This window comes from Paraburkholderia caffeinitolerans (assembly GCF_902859945.1).
Classification (GTDB): Bacteria; Pseudomonadota; Gammaproteobacteria; order Burkholderiales; family Burkholderiaceae; genus Paraburkholderia; species Paraburkholderia caffeinitolerans.
In genome coordinates, this window is the sequence record NZ_CADIKL010000037.1 from 1 (window position 1) to 19,074 (window position 19,074).

General features: G+C 65.0%; 16 protein-coding genes. 5 read left to right on the forward strand and 11 right to left on the reverse strand.

Annotated elements, in window-relative coordinates; all coding sequences use genetic code 11:
- Both HV773_RS27675 and HV773_RS27680 read right to left on the reverse strand, forming a co-directional pair.
- The coding region (locus HV773_RS27675) for a LysR substrate-binding domain-containing protein (RefSeq protein ID WP_175197413.1) at nt 1–1,003 on the reverse strand (1,003 nt) is incomplete at its 3' end.
- A gap of 116 nt (nt 1,004–1,119) precedes the next feature.
- Nucleotides 1,120–1,767 carry a LysE family translocator gene (locus tag HV773_RS27680; protein WP_175197348.1) on the reverse strand — a complete coding sequence of 216 codons (648 nt, stop codon included), beginning with the start codon at nt 1,765–1,767 and terminating at the stop codon, nt 1,120–1,122.
- Between the two features lie 333 nt (nt 1,768–2,100).
- Here HV773_RS27680 and HV773_RS27685 point away from each other — a divergent pair, with 333 nt between their 5' ends.
- Entirely contained in the window at nt 2,101–2,331 is a 231-nt protein-coding gene (locus HV773_RS27685) for a hypothetical protein (RefSeq protein WP_175197349.1), read from the forward strand.
- 161 nt (nt 2,332–2,492) lie between these two features.
- On the opposite strand, the gene HV773_RS27690 is transcribed toward HV773_RS27685, so the two are convergent.
- Nucleotides 2,493–3,374 (reverse strand): aldo/keto reductase family oxidoreductase, encoded by an 882-nt coding sequence (locus HV773_RS27690; protein ID WP_175197350.1) that lies wholly within the window; start codon nt 3,372–3,374, stop codon nt 2,493–2,495.
- A 124-nt stretch (nt 3,375–3,498) separates the two neighbouring features.
- On the opposite strand from HV773_RS27690, the gene HV773_RS27695 reads away from it, so the two are divergent.
- On the forward strand, nt 3,499–4,446 hold the full coding sequence (locus HV773_RS27695) for a LysR family transcriptional regulator (protein ID WP_175197351.1): 948 nt from the start codon (nt 3,499–3,501) through the stop codon (nt 4,444–4,446).
- Here HV773_RS27695 and HV773_RS27700 read toward each other — a convergent pair.
- The 3 genes from HV773_RS27700 to HV773_RS27710 all read right to left on the reverse strand — a co-directional run bounded on the left by HV773_RS27700 (nt 4,443) and on the right by HV773_RS27710 (nt 7,097).
- Entirely contained in the window at nt 4,443–4,949 is a 507-nt protein-coding gene (locus tag HV773_RS27700) for a GAF domain-containing protein (protein WP_175197352.1), read from the reverse strand. The genes HV773_RS27695 and HV773_RS27700 overlap by 4 nt on opposite strands.
- Nucleotides 4,950–5,043: 94 nt before the next feature.
- The gene (gene qhpG / locus HV773_RS27705) at nt 5,044–6,393 is read right to left on the reverse strand and encodes a flavin-dependent monooxygenase QhpG (protein ID WP_175197353.1); all 1,350 of its coding nucleotides are present in this window, start codon (nt 6,391–6,393) and stop codon (nt 5,044–5,046) included.
- 425 nt (nt 6,394–6,818) lie between these two features.
- Nucleotides 6,819–7,097, reverse strand: a complete 279-nt coding sequence (locus HV773_RS27710) for a hypothetical protein (RefSeq protein ID WP_175197354.1) — start codon at nt 7,095–7,097, stop codon at nt 6,819–6,821.
- A 131-nt stretch (nt 7,098–7,228) separates the two neighbouring features.
- Here HV773_RS27710 and HV773_RS27715 point away from each other — a divergent pair, with 131 nt between their 5' ends.
- Together HV773_RS27715 and HV773_RS27720 are read left to right on the forward strand one after the other, a co-directional pair.
- Nucleotides 7,229–7,852, forward strand: a complete 624-nt coding sequence (locus tag HV773_RS27715; protein WP_175197355.1) for an HAD family hydrolase — start codon at nt 7,229–7,231, stop codon at nt 7,850–7,852.
- An 80-nt stretch (nt 7,853–7,932) separates the two neighbouring features.
- Nucleotides 7,933–8,619 carry a DUF4410 domain-containing protein gene (locus tag HV773_RS27720; protein WP_175197356.1) on the forward strand — a complete coding sequence of 229 codons (687 nt, stop codon included), beginning with the start codon at nt 7,933–7,935 and terminating at the stop codon, nt 8,617–8,619.
- A gap of 16 nt (nt 8,620–8,635) precedes the next feature.
- On the opposite strand, the gene HV773_RS27725 is transcribed toward HV773_RS27720, so the two are convergent.
- Nucleotides 8,636–9,340 carry a glutathione S-transferase N-terminal domain-containing protein gene (locus HV773_RS27725; RefSeq protein ID WP_175197357.1) on the reverse strand — a complete coding sequence of 235 codons (705 nt, stop codon included), beginning with the start codon at nt 9,338–9,340 and terminating at the stop codon, nt 8,636–8,638.
- Nucleotides 9,341–9,396: 56 nt separating this feature from the next.
- Nucleotides 9,397–10,110 carry a dienelactone hydrolase family protein gene (locus tag HV773_RS27730; RefSeq protein WP_175197358.1) on the reverse strand — a complete coding sequence of 238 codons (714 nt, stop codon included), beginning with the start codon at nt 10,108–10,110 and terminating at the stop codon, nt 9,397–9,399.
- Nucleotides 10,111–10,272: 162 nt separating this feature from the next.
- Between HV773_RS27730 and nfsB the strand changes: the two genes are divergently transcribed.
- Nucleotides 10,273–10,926 carry an oxygen-insensitive NAD(P)H nitroreductase gene (nfsB, locus tag HV773_RS27735; protein WP_175197359.1) on the forward strand — a complete coding sequence of 218 codons (654 nt, stop codon included), beginning with the start codon at nt 10,273–10,275 and terminating at the stop codon, nt 10,924–10,926.
- A gap of 48 nt (nt 10,927–10,974) precedes the next feature.
- On the opposite strand, the gene HV773_RS27740 is transcribed toward nfsB, so the two are convergent.
- The 3 genes from HV773_RS27740 to HV773_RS27750 are packed head-to-tail and all read right to left on the reverse strand — an operon-like array spanning nt 10,975 to nt 19,066.
- Complete coding sequence (locus HV773_RS27740) at nt 10,975–12,573, reverse strand: efflux transporter outer membrane subunit (protein WP_175197360.1); 1,599 nt, start codon at nt 12,571–12,573, stop codon at nt 10,975–10,977.
- Nucleotides 12,570–15,884 (reverse strand): efflux RND transporter permease subunit, encoded by a 3,315-nt coding sequence (locus HV773_RS27745; RefSeq protein ID WP_175197361.1) that lies wholly within the window; start codon nt 15,882–15,884, stop codon nt 12,570–12,572. Before HV773_RS27745 ends, HV773_RS27740 begins: the two co-directional genes overlap by 4 nt.
- The gene (locus HV773_RS27750; RefSeq protein WP_175197362.1) at nt 15,881–19,066 is read right to left on the reverse strand and encodes an efflux RND transporter permease subunit; all 3,186 of its coding nucleotides are present in this window, start codon (nt 19,064–19,066) and stop codon (nt 15,881–15,883) included. Before HV773_RS27750 ends, HV773_RS27745 begins: the two co-directional genes overlap by 4 nt.
- Between the last annotated feature and the right edge of the window lie 8 nt (nt 19,067–19,074).

Sequence of the window (19,074 nt, forward strand, 5' to 3'; positions counted from 1 at the left end):
CGGCCCTCGGGCCGCTGCCTGAGACGCCACCGTACGTTTCTTCTTCATCGGCATATCCATGATTTTTACCTCTCATGATATGCCTCGCCCACAAAATGCCGGATAGGTCCGCGTCCAGCGGTACCAGCGCGTGATATACCGCCCCATTCGAGAGCAAATCGGAAAAGGGCATCTGCAGTCGCCCCGCCGCTAAATCGGCCTCGATAGTAGGAAACGGTCCGATGCCAAATCCGAACCCATCGACCACGGCCTGCAACGTCACAAAAAAATGATCGAACCGCATAGTCCGGCTCGCCCGAAGCCCTGGGTGACCGACGGCCGTCAACCACGCTTCCCAATCGCCGGGACGTGTCTCGCTGGTGAGCCAGGTTTGGGCGGCCAACTGCCCGACATTCGTCAGTCCGGATCGCGCAATCAATTGGGGGCTGGCAATGACCGTGTTGCGCTCCTGGAATAACTGCCAGCTCTGAAACTGTCCGCCGGGCGGCACGTGGCGCCGTATCGCCAAATCGAAAGTGCCTCGCAATGCAGGCTCCGTTGACATCGCGGTCGAGATGCGCACGTCGACGTCCGGGCAAATCTCGGCAAAACGCGGCAGCAGCGGAATCAGCCAATGCATCGCCGCCGTTGCCGACGCGCTCACTCGAATAACCTTGACGCGCTGATTCTTCCCGTACCGCTCGGCCGCATCGGCAATATGGTCGAACGCCGCACTGATTTCGCGCGCAAAAGCGCGTGCGTGCGACGTTGCCACTATGCTCTGTCCTTCGCGCGCGAAGAGTGGCTGGCCGAGCCAGTCTTCGAGAATCGCAATGTGCCGGCTGACGGCGCCGTGCGTGAGGTTCAGTTCGCGCGCCGCAGCCGAATAGCTGCCCGCGCGCGCGGCAACTTCGAACTGATCAAGTACCGACCGCGCAACCCTGCGTGGTATGTGGGCTATCCCAACATCCCGATGCGATAGCCTTCTCGCCTTGAGTCGTTCCCGATGGCGGGCCGCTTGCATCCGGTGTCGGAGCAGCGCGAAGTGCAGACGGATCGGACCGAAGCGCGACAGGAATGCCTGCGTGCGGCGTGGATCCCGGAAACCCTGCATCTGGCAGGGTGTAGAAAGGCGCGCGCTTACTGGCGCATGAGCGCCATCATCGCGCCGAAGCCGACGAACACGCCGCCCGTCACGCGGTTGAATGCCTTCGCCACGCGGCGACTCTTGAGCGTCGCGCCGATGCGCGTGCCAAAGCCCGCATAGACCAGATACCAGCTCACCTCGCACACCGCGAAGGTCGTCACCAGCACGCCGAACTGGGGCAGCGTGGGGCGGCTCGCGTCGATGAACTGCGGCAGCAGCGCGGCTGCGAACAGGATGGCTTTGGGGTTGCTGCCCCCCACGAGGAAGCCATTGCGAAACAGCGCGGCCGGTGAGCGCCCGGCGCGAGTGGCGAGCGCTTCGGCCATGGCGTCGCTGGCATCGGCGCCGCTTTCGCTCACGGGCGAGCGCCACGCCTTCACGCCCAGATAGACGAGATAGGCCGCGCCAACGATGCGCAGCGCGTTGAACAGCGTCGGCCACGCCTGGAGGACCGCGCCAAGGCCGGCGGCCGAGACGGCCAGCATCAGCACGAGTGCGGAGAGGCAGCCGCCCATGGTCGCGCTGGTTCGGCGCAGGCCGTATTGCGCGCCGTGCGACATGATCAGCAGCATATTGGGGCCAGGAATGGCGCAAACGACGAAGACAGTGGCGAGGAACAGCCACCAAGTGTGGAGATTCATGGCGACAACCGGCAGAAAAGCAAAACCAGAATTATGCCAGCACGCGCGGGTTGGGAGGGGCGAGTGAGCTGGCGGCTTTGGGTTTCGGGTGTAGGCGAAAAGAAAAAAACGCAAGAATCGTAAGTAATTCGAACCATTAACAACCGTTAACCATTGTCAGTTCTCGAGATATATGATTGCCGTGCGTACCGCGCAAGCCCAGAATACTTCCACATCCATCGTCCTCGGCGAGCACCATGGACGCTGGGCGCGAGCGCGCGGCAGCAATGGCCTTTAATCAGGCAAAACCAGGCAGTTTCAGGCAAACGATCTGCAATCAACCGGAGGAATCAAATGGGCATTCTTGACGAAGTGGGCAAGGTCGCGGGGGCGATTGCGGCGGTGGAAGCAACGGAAAAGGTCGACGCCGATGCCGGCTTCCTGACGAAAGCGGCCGCTGCGGTCGCGGGCTTCGAAGGTGCGGGCGCGCTCGAGAAAATGGTCGAGAAGAAAGAGGATGAAAAGCCGGCCGACGACACCCAGCAAGCCGACGCAGGCGATGCGGCACAGGATTCGCAAACCTGACCCCGCAGATCCGGCCGGGGGATTCGCAACGCTCGGCATGAGAATTCCCGCGCGTGCCGCTTGAGGGAGCGGCACGCGCGGCCGATAAGAGTGGCAGAAACCTGTCTACCGCGGTCCGATGACCGCGGTTTTTTTTTGCCGCTCGAATACGCTGGCCGAATTCACGCGCCCGCTTTGCCGATTGTATCGAGCCGCGCGAGCACTTCGTCGTTCAATTCGAGCGTTTGCGCCTGCATGTTCTCGCGCAGATGCGCGAGCGACGATGTGCCGGGAATCAGCAGGATATTGGGTGCGCGATGCAGGAGCCACGCGAGCGCGACGGTCATCGGCGCGACGCCGAGCGACTGCGCGATCTCCGAGAGCGCCGTCGACTGGATCGGCGTGAAGCCGCCGAGCGGGAAGAACGGCACATAGGCGATGCCACGCGTTGCGAGCGAGTCGATCAGCGTGTCGTCGGCGCGGTTCACCAGGTTGTAGTGGTTCTGAACACCGACAATCGGGGCAATGCGCCCGGCATCCTCGATCTGCTTTGCCGTTGCGTTGGAGATGCCGATATGGCGCACGAGACCGCGTTCCTGCAGCGCCGCGAGCGTTTCCATTTGCCTTTCGATGGGGCCTTCGGCGGGCTTGTGCTGGTCGCCCATGACGCGCAGATTGACCACGTCGAGCGTATCCAGCCCCAGATTGCGCAAATTGTCCTGCACGGCGCGCTCGATATCGGCGGGCTCCTGAGCGGGCAGCCACGCACCCGCGGCGTCGCGCACCGCGCCCACCTTCGTGACGATCGTGAGATCGGCGGGATAGGGGTGGAGCGCCTCGCGGATGATCTGGTTCGTCACGTGCGGGCCGTAAAAGTCGCTCGTGTCGAGATGATTCACCCCTAGCGCGAGCGCCTCGCGCAGCACGGCGACGGCTGTCGCGCGGTCCTTGGGCGGGCCGAATACGCCGGGGCCGGCGAGTTGCATGGCGCCGTAGCCCATGCGGTTGACGGTGCGGCCCGCGAACGCGAACGTGCGGGAAGGTTGGCTGGACGATTGCGGCATGTCGTGCTCCTCGTGAACGGATGGCGCCAGTATGGGCGCGTTCGCGTTGTTGGATAATCCCACCTGATCCGCACGGGTTGTTCGAAATTCCGCACAATGCGCATGTACCCGAAGCCCGACCGACATGAGCCACGAAAGCCCTCCGCCCAAGAATTCTTCGCTCGCCGCGTTCGAAATGAACGATCTGGCCGCTTTCGCCGCCGTTGCGCGCGCGGGTGGGTTTCGCGACGCGGCGCGTGCGGGCGGTGTCTCGGCCTCGAGCCTGAGCACTGCTGTGCGCCGGCTCGAGGCGAAGCTCGGCCTGCGCCTCCTGAATCGCACCACGCGCAGCGTCGCTCCCACGGATGCGGGCCAGCGCCTGCTCGAATCGATCACGCCGCTGTTTGCCGAAATGAAAGCCGCGCTGGACGTCCTGAACGGTTATCGCGACCGCCCGGCCGGCGTGCTGCGCCTGAACGTGCCCGCCAACGTGGCGCGCAGCATTCTGCCACCGATCCTCACGCGGTTCGTGGCCGCGTATCCCGAGATTCGCGTGGAAGTGGTCGTGGAAGATGGTTTCGTCGACGTGCTACTGGCGGGCTGCGACGCGGGCATCCGCTACGACGAGCGGCTGGAGCAGGACATGATCGCGATTCCGGTCGGCCCGCGCGTGCAGCGTTTCGCGACAGCGGCGTCGCCCGCGTATCTCGCCGCGCATGGCCGGCCCGCGCATCCGCGTGATCTGCTCGGGCATGTTTGTTTGCGCGTGCGTTTTTCGGGTGGCGCGATGGCGGTCTGGGAATACGAGCGCGACGGCGAGACGCTGCGTGTCGATCCGCCCGGCGCGCTCGTGGTGAAGCCGGCGGCGGCGTTCGATCTCGCCATGGAGATGGCGTTGGGCGGCGCGGGTGTGATCGCGTTGTTCGAGGACATGCTTGAGCCACACTTCGCAAGCGGCGCGCTGGAGCCGCTTCTCCGCGACTGGTGGCCGAAATTCACCGGGCCATTTCTCTACTATCCGGGCCGGCGCCATTTGCCTGCGCCGCTCAGGGCATTCGTCGATTTCCTCAAAGCGGACGGCAGCGATCTTTAACGCGCGGCCGTTTTTTTCCAGCCGAATTCCACGAACACACGGCACAGTTCGGCCATGCCTTTGGCGTCTTCTTCGTCGAAGCGCGCGAGATGCGGGCTATCCACGTCCCACACGCCGATGAGCGCGCCGTCCGCCGCGACGAGCGGCACGACGATCTCCGATTGCGAAGCCGAATCGCAGGCGATATGGCCCGCGAATGCATGCACGTCGGCGACCACCTGGATTTCGCGTGTCTGGGCCGCGGTGCCGCACACGCCCTTGCCGAGCGGAATGCGCACGCAGGCGGGCTTGCCCTGGAACGGACCGACCACGAGTTCGGCGCCGTCGAAGAAGTAGAAGCCGGCCCAGTTCAGCCCGTCGAGCGAATTGAACACGAGCGACGAGAAGTTCGCCGCGTTCGCAACGGCATCGGCTTCGCCTTCGATCAGCGCGCGCGCTTGCGCGGCGAGGGTTTCGTAGAGGGCGGGTTTGTCGGCGGGCAGGGCGTCGGAAAGCGAAAACATGGGGAGGTACCGGGTTGGGCAAAAAGCGCGATCGCCATTGCGGCGATCGAGGGCGCCAGTTTAGGCTACTTCGCCCGCTTTTGCCGGGGCCGCGTCAGACGAGTGCGTGCGGATAGCCCTGAGCAACGAGCCACTGGCGAATCGTGTGGGCGGTGTCGGCATCGAGGGATTTAAGCGCTTCGTGCGCACTTTCGTGTGGCTTTTCGCGCGCGTTTTCGTGCATGAGCGCCTGCACGATGGGTGCGAGCGGCACGCCTTGCAGATGCCAGACGCCAAGTGGTTGGTCGGGGCTCGCGACGACGTCGGCCTCGCCGATGAGATCGCCGTCGATCACCGGCGCGCGGGCGATTGCAAGCTGGCCGAAGTCGGGAACCTGATGAGTGGGCTCGTCGTCCGGCCATTGGCTGCGTGCCTGCCAGAAGGGGCCTGCGCCAAAACGCTGCTCGAGCGCGTAGACGTCGCGGCCGGTGCGGGCGAAGTGCTTGAACAGGTGCTCGATGCGCTGTTGATGAAAGCGCAGCGCAAGCTCGGCGCGTTCGGGCCGGCTGAGGAGCGTGTGAATCACGGCGGGCGCCTGCAAGGCCGACGAAAGCGACTGCAAGATGCCGTTGCCCGCGAGCGGATCGACCGCCATCGCGGCGTCGCCTACGCGCAGCCAGTTGCGCGCGCCGGTGCGCCCGCACAGCGTGGCGGTGCTGCTGCGCGCATGAAGCCGTGCGTGTTCGCCCGTCTCGCCGGCGAAAAACGCGCTCGCGAGCGGCGAGCGCCGCATGCGCGCGCAGAACGCGAGCAACTCGTCGCGTTGCGGCAACTCTGCGCATGCGACGTCGAGCGTCATCTGCCAATAGCACCGGCCGTCCGGCAGGCGCGCCATCCATGCCCAGCCGTCTTGCAGGCTTTCGAAGGCCGAGCCGGCGGAAGCGGCAGCGGCGGGTGCACCTTGCCAGGCGTTGAGCAGGCTCAGCGTTTGCGGGCCGCGCGTGGCGTCGCGCATGAGCGGCGCAAGCCGTCCGCGGGCCTCGACGAGAAAATCGGCGTTCAGCGAGAGCGGTCCATCGGCGGTCTCGATCATCAGATCGTGCGTGTGCGCCGTGGTTTGTACCGAGCGCACCGCCGCTTCGACGATCTCGACGCCTGCTTCACGCAGATCGTCGCGCAAGGCCGCGTCGAACGCGTGCCGGTCGACCAGAAACTCCGCGTTGGCCGTCTGCATGGCGCCGTTCCAGAGCGTGGTGCGCACGCCCGGTCCTTGTGCGCACAGGGCGGCCCGAAACAGGCCTGCGCGGCGCAGTCCGTCGAGTGCGCGCAGCGACAGGCTTTCCACAGCGTCGAAGCGGCGCCGCTCGCTCACCACGGTGACCGCGTAGCCAAGCGTGGCAAGCGCGCGCGCCACGGTGGCGCCCGCTGGCCCCGCGCCGAGCACGACGATATGCGGGGCTTTCATGACGCGAGTGAGCGCGGTTCGGCGCAGAGCATCGCGCCAATTTGTTTAGACATGCCAGGCATGTGCAGAGGGTCTGGAAGTACGGCTCCGGGAGGAAGAAAGTCTTGCATGCTGTCCCCCTTGAGAGTGGTATGGGTTAAGCACCTGGAACGGTGGCGTGCGCGATAGCGCCCATTCAATCTCGCACAGATGCAAGAGCGAATCCATCCGGTGAACAACGCATATTGGAAAATTGACGGGAGTGTTTTCCCTGTGTTTTAACGAGGTTTTACTTTTGTACATGCGCGCTGAATAGGGCGCGAAGCGTGCGGGAATGGTGCATGCGTGGCGCATGATCGTTCGTTCTCGTTCGGCACGAGAGAGGCACGATCATTCGTACTGCTGCGTTAGACGCAATGAGGAGGGAGCCCCGAGGTATCGTGGGATCAGTTGCTGGTCGAGCCGCCCGTGACGTCGGCGCTTTCGATCGCCTTGCGCTCGCGCCGCTCTTCGTTGCCGCGGCGCGCGCGCATGCGCTGGCGCGAGAGGACGTGGATGACCTCGCCAGTGCTGGCATTCTCGGGAATTTCGTTGCGGATCACGTTGGCGACCATCGGCAGGCCCTGGCGCTGGCGTTGCAGCGCGCGGGCAATCGCGCCACGGCAGACCGGTCCGTGGCAATCCCACTCGTCGCGCATTTTTCCGCAGTAACGGCATTTGTCCATGGGGTGCAGTGTAACTGGAATCACATGACGTTTTAGGGGCGCGATCCCGGGTGCCGGCCAGCGGACGATGTGTCCGGGGCTGTCGCGCGGCGGTATGATCGGCTGCGGAGTTCGCGAGGCGGGAGCGGCACATGACAGCGGCGGTAATCCACGTGGTCTTGTTCGACATGGAGGGCGTGCTCTCGCATTACGATCGCGAGGCGCGCGCCGTGCGGCTCGCGGCCCTGACCGGTACGACGCCCGAGGCGGTGCGCGAGGCGATCTGGGGCTCGGGGCTCGAAGCGCGCGCCGACGCGGGCGAGCTTGCCCCCGACGTTTATCTGCGCGCGCTCGGAGAGTCGCTCGGCTGCGGCATCGATCGGGAGACCTGGCTTGCGGCGCGGCGCGCGTCCATCACACCCAACGAGGCCGCCATCGCGTTAGCCGAGCGTGTCGCGCAGCGCTGCGATATCGCGGTGCTGACCAACAACTGCCGTCTCGTCACCGATTACCTCGATTATCTGAATCCGCCCGTTGCGCGATTATTTGGCGCGCGCGTCCATGCAAGCGCGTCGTTTGGGGCGGTCAAGCCTGCTGCGCAGGCTTATCTCGGGTGCCTCGCGCAACTGGGCGCTGCGCCGCACGAAACGCTTTTCATCGATGACGGCGAGGCTAACGTGCAAGGCGCGCTCGCTGCTGGCTTGCATGCGTGCCGCTTCGTCGATGTCGATACGCTCGTGCGAGACCTGCATCGCTTTGGCGTGATCGACGCGTGAGTGCGTGCTTATCATGTGGAACGTGCATTCGGTTCACGGCGGATATGATGATCGCGGTTCGCTTGAAGGCTGAGTCTGCGATGAAAATATGTAGAGGCGTGTGCGTTGCGCTATGTGTGGGCGTGGGGCTGGGCCTGGGTGCGCCGGTGGTGCTCGCCCAGGCGAGCGGCGCAGTTGCAACGGTGCCGGTGCTGGCGCCGGTTGTCTACGTGAGCGATTTCGAACTCGACGCGGCCAGCGTCACCGCCGACCAGAATCCCGTGGCTAACGCCCGGCACCTCGCGGGCAGCCTGCTGCCCCGTCCGTTCGCGCATCACGATGACCCGCAGGCGCACGCGCGCCAGATCGTCGAGCAGATGGCCGATACGCTGGTCGCGGATTTGCGCAAGGCGGGTGTCGATGCGCGGCGTTTGCCCGCCGGCGCCACGCTGCCCGCGCAGGGCTGGCTCGTGCGCGGCGTGTTCCTCGATGTCGATGAAGGCAACCGCCTGCGCCGCTCGATGGTCGGCGTTGGCGCGGGTGCGATCGAGATCGATCTGGCCATTGCTGTCGACGATCTCGCGAAGCAGGCGCCCGCGCCGCTCTATCAGGTAATCGAAACGCATTCGAGCGAGAGCAAGCCGGGCGCAGGCGCGGCCATTGCACTGAATCCCTATGTGGCCGCCGCGAAGTTCGTGCTCGCGCGCGGCGATCAGCGCTTGAGCGTCAAGCGTGCAGCGGGCGAGGTCTCTGACGCCGTGATAGCGCGTGTGAACCCCGCCCGTTGAGATAGTTGCGCGCGCATCAATTACGCGCCGGAATCTCCAGTCCGCGCTTCACGGCGGGACGCGCGAGGAAGGCGTCGAGCGCACGCGCGACGTGACGGAAATCCTTGAAGCCGACCAGATCGCCGGCCTCGTAGAAACCGACGAGATTGCGCACCCACGGGAACGTCGCCATGTCGGCGATCGTGTAGTGCTCGCCCATGATCCACTGGCGATTCGCGAGATGCTGGTCGAGCACGCTGATGAGGCGGCGCGACTCGGCCACATAGCGGTCGCGCGGGCGCTTGTCCTCGTATTCCTTGCCGGCGAACTTGTGGAAGAACCCGACCTGACCGAACATCGGCCCGATGCCGCCCATCTGGAACATCAGCCACTGAATCGTCTCGTAGCGCTCGCGGCCTTCGCGCGCGAGAAATTGGCCGGATTTGTCGGCGAGATAGATCAGAATCGCGCCCGATTCGAACAACGGCAGCGGTGCGCCACCGGGGCCGTTGGGATCGATGATCGCGGGAATCTTATTGTTCGGATTGAGCGAAAGGAATTCCGGCGACATCTGGTCGTTTGCGTCGAAGCGAACCAGATGCGGCTCGTACGGCAACCCCGTTTCTTCGAGCATGATCGACACCTTGACGCCGTTAGGCGTGGGCAGCGAATAGAGCTGGATGCGTTCGGGATGTTGCGCGGGCCATTTGCCGTGGATGGGGAAAACGGAAAGGTCGTTCATGCGAAATCCTGTAATGATGTGCCGAGGCGCGAGAGTTCAGGGCAAACGCAGTGCGCTTAGCGCTGTGCCCACAACGTGCGGCCCCAGAACGTGAGCGTGCGATCCCACGCGCGCTGCGACCAGACCGGATCGAACTGCGTGTGCGCGATGCGGCCCGGTCCCACGGCGGTTTCGTTCGCGAAGCTGTGGTAAGCCAGGTAGCGGTGGAATTCGACATTCACGCCGCCGTCACGCAGCTTCTTTTCGAGCTCGTCGACGGTCTCCATCTTGAAGAAGGCGTCCTGTGTGCCCCAGTGGCCGAGCACCGGCGCGGTGATCTTGCTCGCGTCGAGATATTCGAGCGGGGGGAAGCCGTACCACACCACGACGCCCGCGAGGTCCGGAATCATGTTCGCGGCGAGCAGCGTGAGCGCGCCGCCCATGCAGTAGCCGCTCACGCCGACGCGGTCGGTCAGCGTCTTCAGGTGATCGACCGCGCCACGGATGTCTTGCGAGGCGGCATCGGCGAAATCGAGGCCCGTCATCAGGTGGTGCGCTTCTTCCTCTTCCACGGTGCTCTTGCCGCGGTAGAGGTCGGGCACCAGTGCGTAGTAACCCGCAAGCGCCAGGCGGTCGGCCACGCCGCGAATCTGGTCGTTCAAGCCCCACCATTCCTGGATCACGACGATAGCGGGCGCGCCCTCGGTTTTCGCGGGCGTGGCGAGATAGCCCTGGAGCGATTGGCCATCGGGGCGGTTGAAGCTGATCATGGAGCCGGCGGGGTGGGTCATGGGGTTCCTCAATGTGTGGATTGACGTGCGTTGGCGAGCAACGGGCAGCCCGTAGCATAGCGCCTGGCCGTGCGCTTTGCTTGCACGCCACGTCGTACATGCTGGTAGCATACCGGCCTTGCCGCCGCCCTGGCGGCCGACGATAGACGCAGGAGAACCCAGTTGAACCTCACCCGTTTCGCGAAAGCGCGCCATGCCACCAAGGCTTTCGACTCCACCCGCAAGATTCCCGCCGCTGTTATCGATGAACTCAAGGAACTGATCCGCTTCAGCCCCTCTTCGGTGAACTCGCAGCCGTGGCACTTCGTTGTGGCCGGGAGCGACGCGGCGCGTGCGCGTGTGGCGAAGTCCATGCAGCCGGGCTATGCCTATAACGAACCGAAGGTGATGCGCGCCTCGCACGTTCTCGTGCTGTGCGTGCGCACCGATATGGACGAAGCGCATCTGAACGCCGTGCTCGCGCAGGAAGAGGCCGATGGCCGTTTCGCGAACGCCGAGGCGAAAGTGGGCCAGCAGAATACGCGCGCGTTCTACGTGAACCTGCATCGCGAGCGTGCGGATCTGCCCGCGTGGATGGAGAAGCAGGCTTACCTCGCGCTCGGCACGTTGCTGATTGGCGCATCGACGCTCGAAATCGACGCCTGCCCGATGGAAGGTTTCGATGCTAAGGCGCTCGACGAAGAACTCGGGCTGGCCGCGAAGGGGTTGACCGCGCTGGTCGTGATCGGCCTTGGCTACCGCAGCGCCGATGATTTCAACGCGAAGCTGCCGAAGTCGCGTCTGGCCACGGAAGCGGTTTTCACTGAGCTGGCGTAAGCGTTAAGCGCTGCACGCCACGCACGTCGTACGTGGCGGCGTGGCGCGTCACGGGCTCGGCGTTGAGTTCGCCGGAGCCGTTGCATTGGGCGCGACAGCGGTCTCCGCGCTCGCAGCCGCAGCCTGACTCGACGCCGAATTCTCTACCGCGCGATCAGGATGGCGAGGATCGTGCAGCCCGCCCGTCCAGCCGCCACCCAGGTCGCCGATCAGCGCCGCCGCATCGAGCAGCCGCTGCTGCTGCACGTTGAGCGCACTTTGTTGCGTGCTCAACTGAGTGGCTTGTGCCGTCGACACCGTGGTGTAATCGACCGTGCCTGCTTCATACTCGTTTAGCGCGATTTCCGCGCCGCGGGTCGAGTCGCGCACCGCCGCATCCAGCCGCTCGCTCTGCTGCGCCAGGATACGCAGCCCCGATAGATCGTTCTCGACATTCTGGAACGCCGTGAGCACGGTGCCGCGATAGTTCGCCACCGCTGCGTCGTAGCTCGCGCGCGCTGCCGCCACCTCTGCGCTGCGCGCGCCGCCGTCGAAGATCGTCTGCGTTGCGCTCGCGCCGAGCGACCACACATAGTTGCTGATGTGCAGCAGGCCCGAAAGCGGCGCCTGCGTGAAGCCGTCGAGCGCCGAAAGCGAGATGTCCGGGTAATACGCGGCTACGGCCACGCCGATGGAGGCATTCGCCGAGGCCATCTGCCGCTCCGCCGTGGCGATGTCGGGGCGCCGCTGCAGCAGCGTGGACGGCACGCCAGCGGGAATTGCCGGCAGCACCGGGAGCCGCGCGCTGTGCGGGATCGTCATGTCCTCGGGGTTGCGGCCCACCAGCACCGCGATGGCGTGCTCGTACTGCGCGCGCGCGACGCCCAGCGCAATCAGGCTGGCCTGGGCGTTTTCCAGTTGCGTGCGCGCCGTGATGAGGTCCGAAGGCGGGATCGTGCCCGCGCTGTCCTGGTTGCTCACCACGCGCAGCGCAGCCTGGTAGGACGCTACGGTTTGGGTGAGCAAATCGATGTCGGCATCGGTCACGCGTAAATCGATCACGGCATTGGCGAGCGCAATCTGTTCGGATAGCTGAGCATTCGCGAGCGTTGCCTCGCTTGCCTGTGCAGTGGCCGATTGTTCCTCGATCTGGCGGCGCACCTTGCCCCAGAAGTCGAGTTCCCAGCTCACGCTGGCTTCCAGCGTCCCGGAGTTGACGATGAGCGCGCGGTTGCTCTGCACGGTGGGGGAAGCGCGCTCGCGCGTGGCGGAGCCCGTCACGCCCAGGGTGGGAAAGAGGCTTGCGCGCGCGACGCGCACTTCGGCCAACGCCTGCTGGTAGTTCGCGTAGCTTTGCCGCACGGTCTGGTTCGAGATGGCCACGAGCGGTTCGAGTTCGTCGAGCAGCGGGTCCTGGAACCCGGTCCACCATTCGCCCTTCGGGCCTTCGGCGGCTTCGGGCTCGGCCTGGGTCCAGCCGGGCAGTTCCTTCCATTGCGTGGGTACCGCGACCTGCGGGCGATGGTAGTCGGGGCCGACCATGCAGCCGCTCACAAGAAACGTGAAGGATGCGGCCAACGCGAGCGACAGCAATCTGCCGGCCACCCGCACGCGTGGCACGAATTCAAGCGAGGCTTTGCGCCGCCCCTGGCGGTGAATCGTCTTCATGGTGCGCTCTCATCGGCCTGGCGGTTCCAGGGCAGGCGTGCGGCCCAGCGTGCCAGGCGTGCGCGCAGGCGGTCGAGGAACAGATAGATCACGGGCGTGGTGTACAGGGTGAAAAGCTGGGAGAGGAGCAGGCCGCCCATCACGGTCACGCCGAGCGGCTGACGCAGTGAGGCGCCCTGGCCGATGCCCACGGCAAGCGGCGCCGCGCCCAGCACGGCGGCGAAGGTCGTCATCATGATCGGGCGCAGCCGCACCACGGCGGCTTCGTGAATTGCGTCGCGCGCGTTGCGGCCTTCGGTACGTTGCAACTGGATCGCGACGTCCACCATCATGATGCCGTTCTTCTTCACGATGCCGATCAGCAAGATGATGCCGATCATCGCAATGACCGAGAACGGCGTGCCGAAAATCAGCATGGCCAGAATCGCGCCGATGCCGGCCGAAGGCAGCGTCGAAAGAATCGTGAGCGGGTGGATGGTGTTTTCGTAGAGCACGCCCAGCACGATATAGACCACGCCGAGCGCTGCGAGAACGATCAGCGGCACCGTGCCCATCGATTGCGCGTAGGCTTGCGCCGCGCCGGCGAACTCGCCATGGATGGAAGCGGGCATGCCGATGTCGCGCTTCGCCTGCTCGATGATCTTGCCCGCCTCGGAGAGCGAGCCGCCCTTGGGGAGGTTGAACGAGATCGTGCCCGCCACTTCGCCGCTCTGGTGATTGACCTGGGTGGCCGTGTGGCCCGTGGTCCAGTTCATGAGCGCGGCGAGGGGCACCATGGTTTCGGCGGCGGTGCTGTTCGCGCTGCCGCTCGAACTGCCGCCCTTGCTGTTGGCAATCGAGTTGTTCTGCACGTTGGCCACGGCGTTCGCGTTGCGTTCATTGGTATTGCTGACGGAGTTGCTGGCGGTGGTGATCGCGCTATAGGGCGTGACGCCCGATATCGTGGTGCCTGGCATTTGCGTGGTGGCCGAGCCGCTCGCGTTGCCCGCCGCCGTGCTCAGAAAGATGTGGCTGAACGACTGCGGATACTGCCAGTATTGCGGCGCCACCTCCATCACCACGAAGTACTGGTTGATGGGGTTGTAAATGGTGGAGACGGCGCGCTGGCCGAACGCGTCATAAAGCACGTTGTCGATCTGGTTCGGATCGAAGCCGTAGCGCTTGGCCGTCGCGCGGTTCACGGTCATATAGGCTTGCAGGCCGTTTTGCTGCAAGTCCGAGTTCACGTCGGTGAGCGTGCCGTGGTACTTGTTCAGCTCGTCGATGAGCTTGGGCGTCCATTTGAAGAGCGCGTCGGCGTCGTCGCTCGTGAGCGTGTACTGGTACTCGGCCGCTGCCTGCCGCCCGCCGATCTGCAGATCCTGCTGCGCCTGGAGGAACAGCCGCGCGCCTGAGACCTCGTTGAGCTTGGGCCGCAAGCGGTTCACGACTTCGGTGGCGGACAGCTTGCGTTGCGCGAGCGGCTTGAGCTCGATGAAGACCGTGGCCGAGTTGAGCGCGCGCCCGCCCGTGAAGCCCGCGACCGATTCCACGGCGGGATCTTTCTGCACGATGTCCTGCAACTGCGCGAGCTTTTTCTCCATCGCCGTGAACGAGATGCTCTGGTCGGCAATGATCTGACCGATCAGGATGCCCGTGTCCTGCTCCGGAAAGAACGTGCCGGGGAGCAGGCGCGCGAGAAACACATTGCCGATCAGCAGCGCGAACAGGATGAAGATCGTGAGCCGCGCGTGGTTGAGCGCGGTGTCGAGCGTGCGTGAGTAGAACTGCTTGAAGTGCTCGAACTGCGCGTTGATCCACTGGGCCGCGCGCGAGGGTTTGTGATCCTGGCGCTCGCGCTTGAGCACGTAGGCGCACATGGCGGGCGTGACCGTGAGCGAGACCACGAGCGAGATGATGATCGCGATGGAGAGCGTCATCGCGAACTCGTGAAAGAGCAGGCCGACAATGCCCGGCATCAGCAGGATCGGCAGGAACACGGCAATCAACGAGAGACTCATCGAGAGCACCGTGAAGCCCACTTCGCCCGCGCCGAGCAACGCGGCCTCCTTGGGCTCGAGTCCGGCCTCGATATGGCGCACGATGTTTTCGAGCACCACCACGGCGTCGTCCACCACGAAGCCGGTGCCGATGGTGAGCGCCATCAGCGAGAGCGAGTCGATGCTGTAGCCGAGCAGGTACATTGGCCCGAACGAGCCCACGATGGACAGCGGTAGCGCCACGGCGGGAATGAGCGTCGCGCGCGGCGAGAGCAGGAACACGAACACCACGCCAATCACGAGCAGCACGGCAATGAACAGTGTGCGCTCAGTGTCGGCCACCGAGTCGCGCACCGCCTCCGAGCGGTCGATCGCCACGTTCACCTTGATCGTGCCGGGCAGCGCTGCCTCGATATAGGGCAGGCGCGCCTGGATCTGCTGCACGGTCTTCACGACGTTGCTGCCCGGCATCGGGTAGACGATCACGAGCACTGCCGATTTGCTGTTGAAGAGGCCGGCGTTGCGGATGTTCTCATTGGAGTCGTTCACCATGCCCACGTCGCGCAGATACACGGGCGCGCCGTTGCGGTAGGCGATGACGACGTCGCGAAACGGCGCCGCGTTGCTGATCTGGTCGTTCGATGTCACGACGAAGCGCTGTTCGCCCTGATCGATATGGCCTTTCGCGCTGTTCGCGTTGGCCGCGCCGATGGCGGCGCGCACGTCTTCGAGCCCGATGCCGTAGCTATTGAGCTTGCCGGGTTCCAGTTCCACCCGCACCGAAGGCAGCGCACCGCCGCCCAGCGTGATCTGGCCCACGCCGTCCACCTGCGAAAGCTGCTGCATGATGACCGAATCGGCGGAGTCGTAGAGCTGGGCCTTGGTGAGCGTATCGGAGGTGAGCGCGAGCACCATGATCGGCGCGCTCGCGGGGTTGTACTGCCGGTAGGTGGGGTTGCTGCGCAGCGTGGTGGGCAGGTCGGCGCGGGCGGCCTGGATGGCCGCTTCCACGTCGCGCGCCGCGCCATTGATGTCGCGGTTCAGGCCGAACACCACGACAATCAGTGAGGATCCCGTATTGTTGATCGAGGTGAGCTGGCTCACGTCGGCGATGGTGCCCAGCCGCCGTTCGAGCGGTTCGGCCACCGTGGCGGCCATGATCTCGGGGCTCGCGCCCGCCATGTTGGCCTGCACCACGATCACTGGATAGGCGATGTTGGGCAGCGGCGCCACAGGGAGCCGGAAAAACGCGAGCGTGCCGGCGAGCAGGATCGCGATCGCGAGAAGCGAGGTCGCGACCGGCCGCCGGATGAAGAGCGCCGAGAGGTTCACGACGTGCCCTCGGGCGTGGGCGGTGCGCTGGCGCCAGGACCCGAGCCAGGACCGCCCGCATCGCCATCGGTGCCGCTCGTTTCATCGCCGCTCGGGCCGCGCTTGCGCTTGCGCCCGAAGCGCTCGGCGAGCCGGTCGAACAACAGATAGATCACGGGCGTCGTAAACAGCGTGAGCAGCTGCGACACCGTGAGCCCGCCGATGATCGCGAGGCCGAGCGGGCGGCGCAGCTCCGAGCCCGTGCCGCTGCCGATCAGCATCGGCAGCGCGCCGAGCATGGCCGCGAGCGTGGTCATGAGGATCGGCCGGAAGCGCAGCAGCGACGCCTCGAAGATCGCCTCGCGCGGCGGCTTGTTGTGCACGCGTTCGGCTTCGAGTGCGAAGTCCACCATCATGATGGCGTTCTTCTTGACGATGCCGATCAGCAGCACGATGCCGATGATGCCGATCACGTCGAGGTCCTTGCCCGCGATCATCAGCGCAAGCAACGCGCCGATGCCGGCCGAAGGCAGTGTCGAAAGAATCGTCACTGGGTGGACATAGCTCTCGTAGAGCACGCCCAGCACGATATACACGGCCACGATAGCCGCGATCAGCAGATAGACCTCACTGGAGAGCGAGTCTTCGAACGCCTGCGCCGCGCCCTGGAACGACGAGGTAATCGAAGGCGGCAGCTTCACGGCGGCCTCGGCCTTGCGAATGTCGCGCACGGCCGCGGAGAGCGACGCACCATCGGCGAGATTGAACGAGATCGTCACCGAGGGGAACTGGGCGAGGTGGCTGATCATCAGCGGCGAGCGCGTGATGTCGATGGTGGCGATGCCCTTGAGCGGCACTTGGCCCGAGGCGGCGGTCTGGCTCGGCAGATAGATGTCGCCGATCGATTCCACCGTGGGCAGCGACTCGGGCTTGGCCACGAGAATCACGCGGTACTGGTCCGACTGCTGGAAGATGGTCGAGACGATGCGCTGGCCGAGTGCGTCGTAGAGCGCGTTGTCGATGGTCGCCGCCGTAATGCCGTAGCGCGCCGCGAGCTGGCGGTTCACCTGCACGTTCACGGAAAGGCCGTCGGAGTTCAGGTTGCTGGTGACGTCGGCAATCGACGGAATCTGCTTCATGCGCGCGATGAGTGCCGGCACGTATTGCTCGAACGCCTGCTGGTTCGGGCCGCGCAGCACGAAGTTGTACTGGTTGCGCGAGACCGTGGTGTCGAGCGTGAGATCCTGCTCGGGCTGCAGATAGAGGCGCACGCCTGGCACCTTCGCGACCGATTGCTGGATGCGTCGGGCGATCTCCTCGGCGGTTTCGGAGCGGTCGTCGTGCGGCTTCAAGTTGATGAGGAAACGCCCGTTGTTGAGCGTGCTGTTGATGCCATCGATGCCCACGTACGACGTGAGCGAAACTACATCGGGGTCCTTGAGAATTTCCTCGGCGAGCGCGGACTGGCGGCGCACCATGGCCTGATACGAGACCGAGTTGTCGGCCACGCTGATGCCCTGGATCACGCCTACGTCCTGCACCGGGAAGAGGCCCTTGGGAATCGCCACGTAAAGCAGGCCCGTGAGCACGACCGTGGCGACCGCCACGACGAGCGTGAGCGTCTGGTGATCGAGCACCCAGCGCAGGCCGCGCTCGTAGGCCGCTAGCGTCTTGTTGAAGAGGCCTTCGCTGATGCGCTCGAAGCGGCTCGGGTGGCGCTCGGCCTGGGCGCGCAGGATGCGTGCGCACAGCATGGGCACGACGGTGAGCGAGACCACGGCGGAGAGCACGATGGTCACCGCGAGCGTGACCGCGAACTCGCTGAAGAGCCGGCCGATCACGCCGCCCATGAAGAGCAGCGGAATCAGCACCGCGATGAGCGAGATCGTGAGGGACAGAATTGTGAAGCCGATCTGCCCCGCGCCCTTGAGGGCCGCCTGCAGGGGTTTTTCGCCTTCTTCCAGATAGCGCACGATGTTCTCGATCATCACGATCGAGTCGTCGACCACGAAGCCCGTGGCGATGATGAGCGCCATCAGCGAGAGATTGTCGATCGAGTAGCCGAGCTCGTACATGAGCGCGAGCGTGCCGATCAACGAGACCGGCACCGAGATGCTCGGAATGATCGTGGCGGGCAGGTTGCGCAGAAACACGAAAATCACGGCCACCACCAGCGCTACGGCGAGCACGAGTTCGAACGCCGCGTCGTTGACCGAGGCCTGGATCGCCCCAACGCTGTTGGAGACCACTGTGACCTTCATGCCGGCGGGCAGCGTGGCTTCGAGCTGCGGCAACTGGCGCATGATCTGGTTGACCGTGGCAATCACGTTCGCGCCCGGCTGGCGCTGCACGTTCAGCACGATGGCGGGCTCTTTGTTGTACCACGCGCCGCGCTCGACATCCTGGGCGGCCGTGGACACGCGCGCAACGTCGCGCATGAACACGGGCGCGCCGTTCTGGTACGCGATGACCGTGTCTTCGTAGTCCTTCGGGTCGGAAATCTGGTCGTTCGAGTTGATCGTGTAATCGAGCTCGGGGCCGTCGAAGTTGCCCTTCGGCGCGCTGATGTTCACGTTGGCGAGCAGCGTGCGCAGGTCGTCGATATTCAGACCGTAGCCGGCGAGCTTTTGCGGGTCGGCTTCCACGCGCACGGCGGGCACGTGCCCGCCTGCCGTGCTCACGAGACCCACGCCCGGCACCTGCGAAATCTTCATCGCGAGCCGGTTGTTGGCCGCGTCCTGCAACTGCGTGAGCGACATCGACTTCGAAGTCAGCGCGAGTGTGAGAATGGGCTGGTCGGCCGGATTGACCTTCGCGTAGGTGGGCGGCGCAGGCAGGCCGCTCGGCAAATAGCTGTTGGCCGCGTTGATGGCCTGCTGCACGTTCTGCTGCGCCACGTCGAGATTGAGCGAGAGGTCGAACTGCAGCGTAATGACCGAGGCGCCCTCTGAGCTGTACGAGACCATCTGCTGCAAGCCCGGAATCTCGCCTAGCTGCACTTCGAGCGGCGCCGTGACCGTGGTGGCCATGACGGTCGGGCTCGCCCCGGGGTAGAAGGTCTGCACCTGAATAGTCGGGTAGTCGACCGAAGGCAGCGACGACACCGGCAGGAACTTCATCGCCAGCAGGCCGACCAGCACCAGCGCGATCATCAGCAACGAAGTCGCGACGGGCCGCAGGATGAAAAGACGCGAAATATTCATCGGCGCGA

Excerpts from the sequence above, each read along its gene's own strand:
- HV773_RS27720 (WP_175197356.1), top strand. The coding sequence starts at position 7,933 with ATGAAAATATGTAGAGGCGTGTGCGTTGCGCTATGTGTGGGCGTGGGG.
- HV773_RS27700 (WP_175197352.1), bottom strand. The coding sequence starts at position 4,949 with ATGTTTTCGCTTTCCGACGCCCTGCCCGCCGACAAACCCGCCCTCTAC.
- HV773_RS27685 (WP_175197349.1), top strand. The coding sequence starts at position 2,101 with ATGGGCATTCTTGACGAAGTGGGCAAGGTCGCGGGGGCGATTGCGGCG.
- HV773_RS27725 (WP_175197357.1), bottom strand. The coding sequence starts at position 9,340 with ATGAACGACCTTTCCGTTTTCCCCATCCACGGCAAATGGCCCGCGCAA.
- HV773_RS27740 (WP_175197360.1), bottom strand. The coding sequence starts at position 12,573 with ATGAAGACGATTCACCGCCAGGGGCGGCGCAAAGCCTCGCTTGAATTC.
- HV773_RS27710 (WP_175197354.1), bottom strand. The coding sequence starts at position 7,097 with ATGGACAAATGCCGTTACTGCGGAAAAATGCGCGACGAGTGGGATTGC.
- HV773_RS27690 (WP_175197350.1), bottom strand. The coding sequence starts at position 3,374 with ATGCCGCAATCGTCCAGCCAACCTTCCCGCACGTTCGCGTTCGCGGGC.
- HV773_RS27715 (WP_175197355.1), top strand. The coding sequence starts at position 7,229 with ATGACAGCGGCGGTAATCCACGTGGTCTTGTTCGACATGGAGGGCGTG.
- HV773_RS27695 (WP_175197351.1), top strand. The coding sequence starts at position 3,499 with ATGAGCCACGAAAGCCCTCCGCCCAAGAATTCTTCGCTCGCCGCGTTC.
- qhpG (WP_175197353.1), bottom strand. The coding sequence starts at position 6,393 with ATGAAAGCCCCGCATATCGTCGTGCTCGGCGCGGGGCCAGCGGGCGCC.
- HV773_RS27750 (WP_175197362.1), bottom strand. The coding sequence starts at position 19,066 with ATGAATATTTCGCGTCTTTTCATCCTGCGGCCCGTCGCGACTTCGTTG.
- HV773_RS27680 (WP_175197348.1), bottom strand. The coding sequence starts at position 1,767 with ATGAATCTCCACACTTGGTGGCTGTTCCTCGCCACTGTCTTCGTCGTT.
- HV773_RS27730 (WP_175197358.1), bottom strand. The coding sequence starts at position 10,110 with ATGACCCACCCCGCCGGCTCCATGATCAGCTTCAACCGCCCCGATGGC.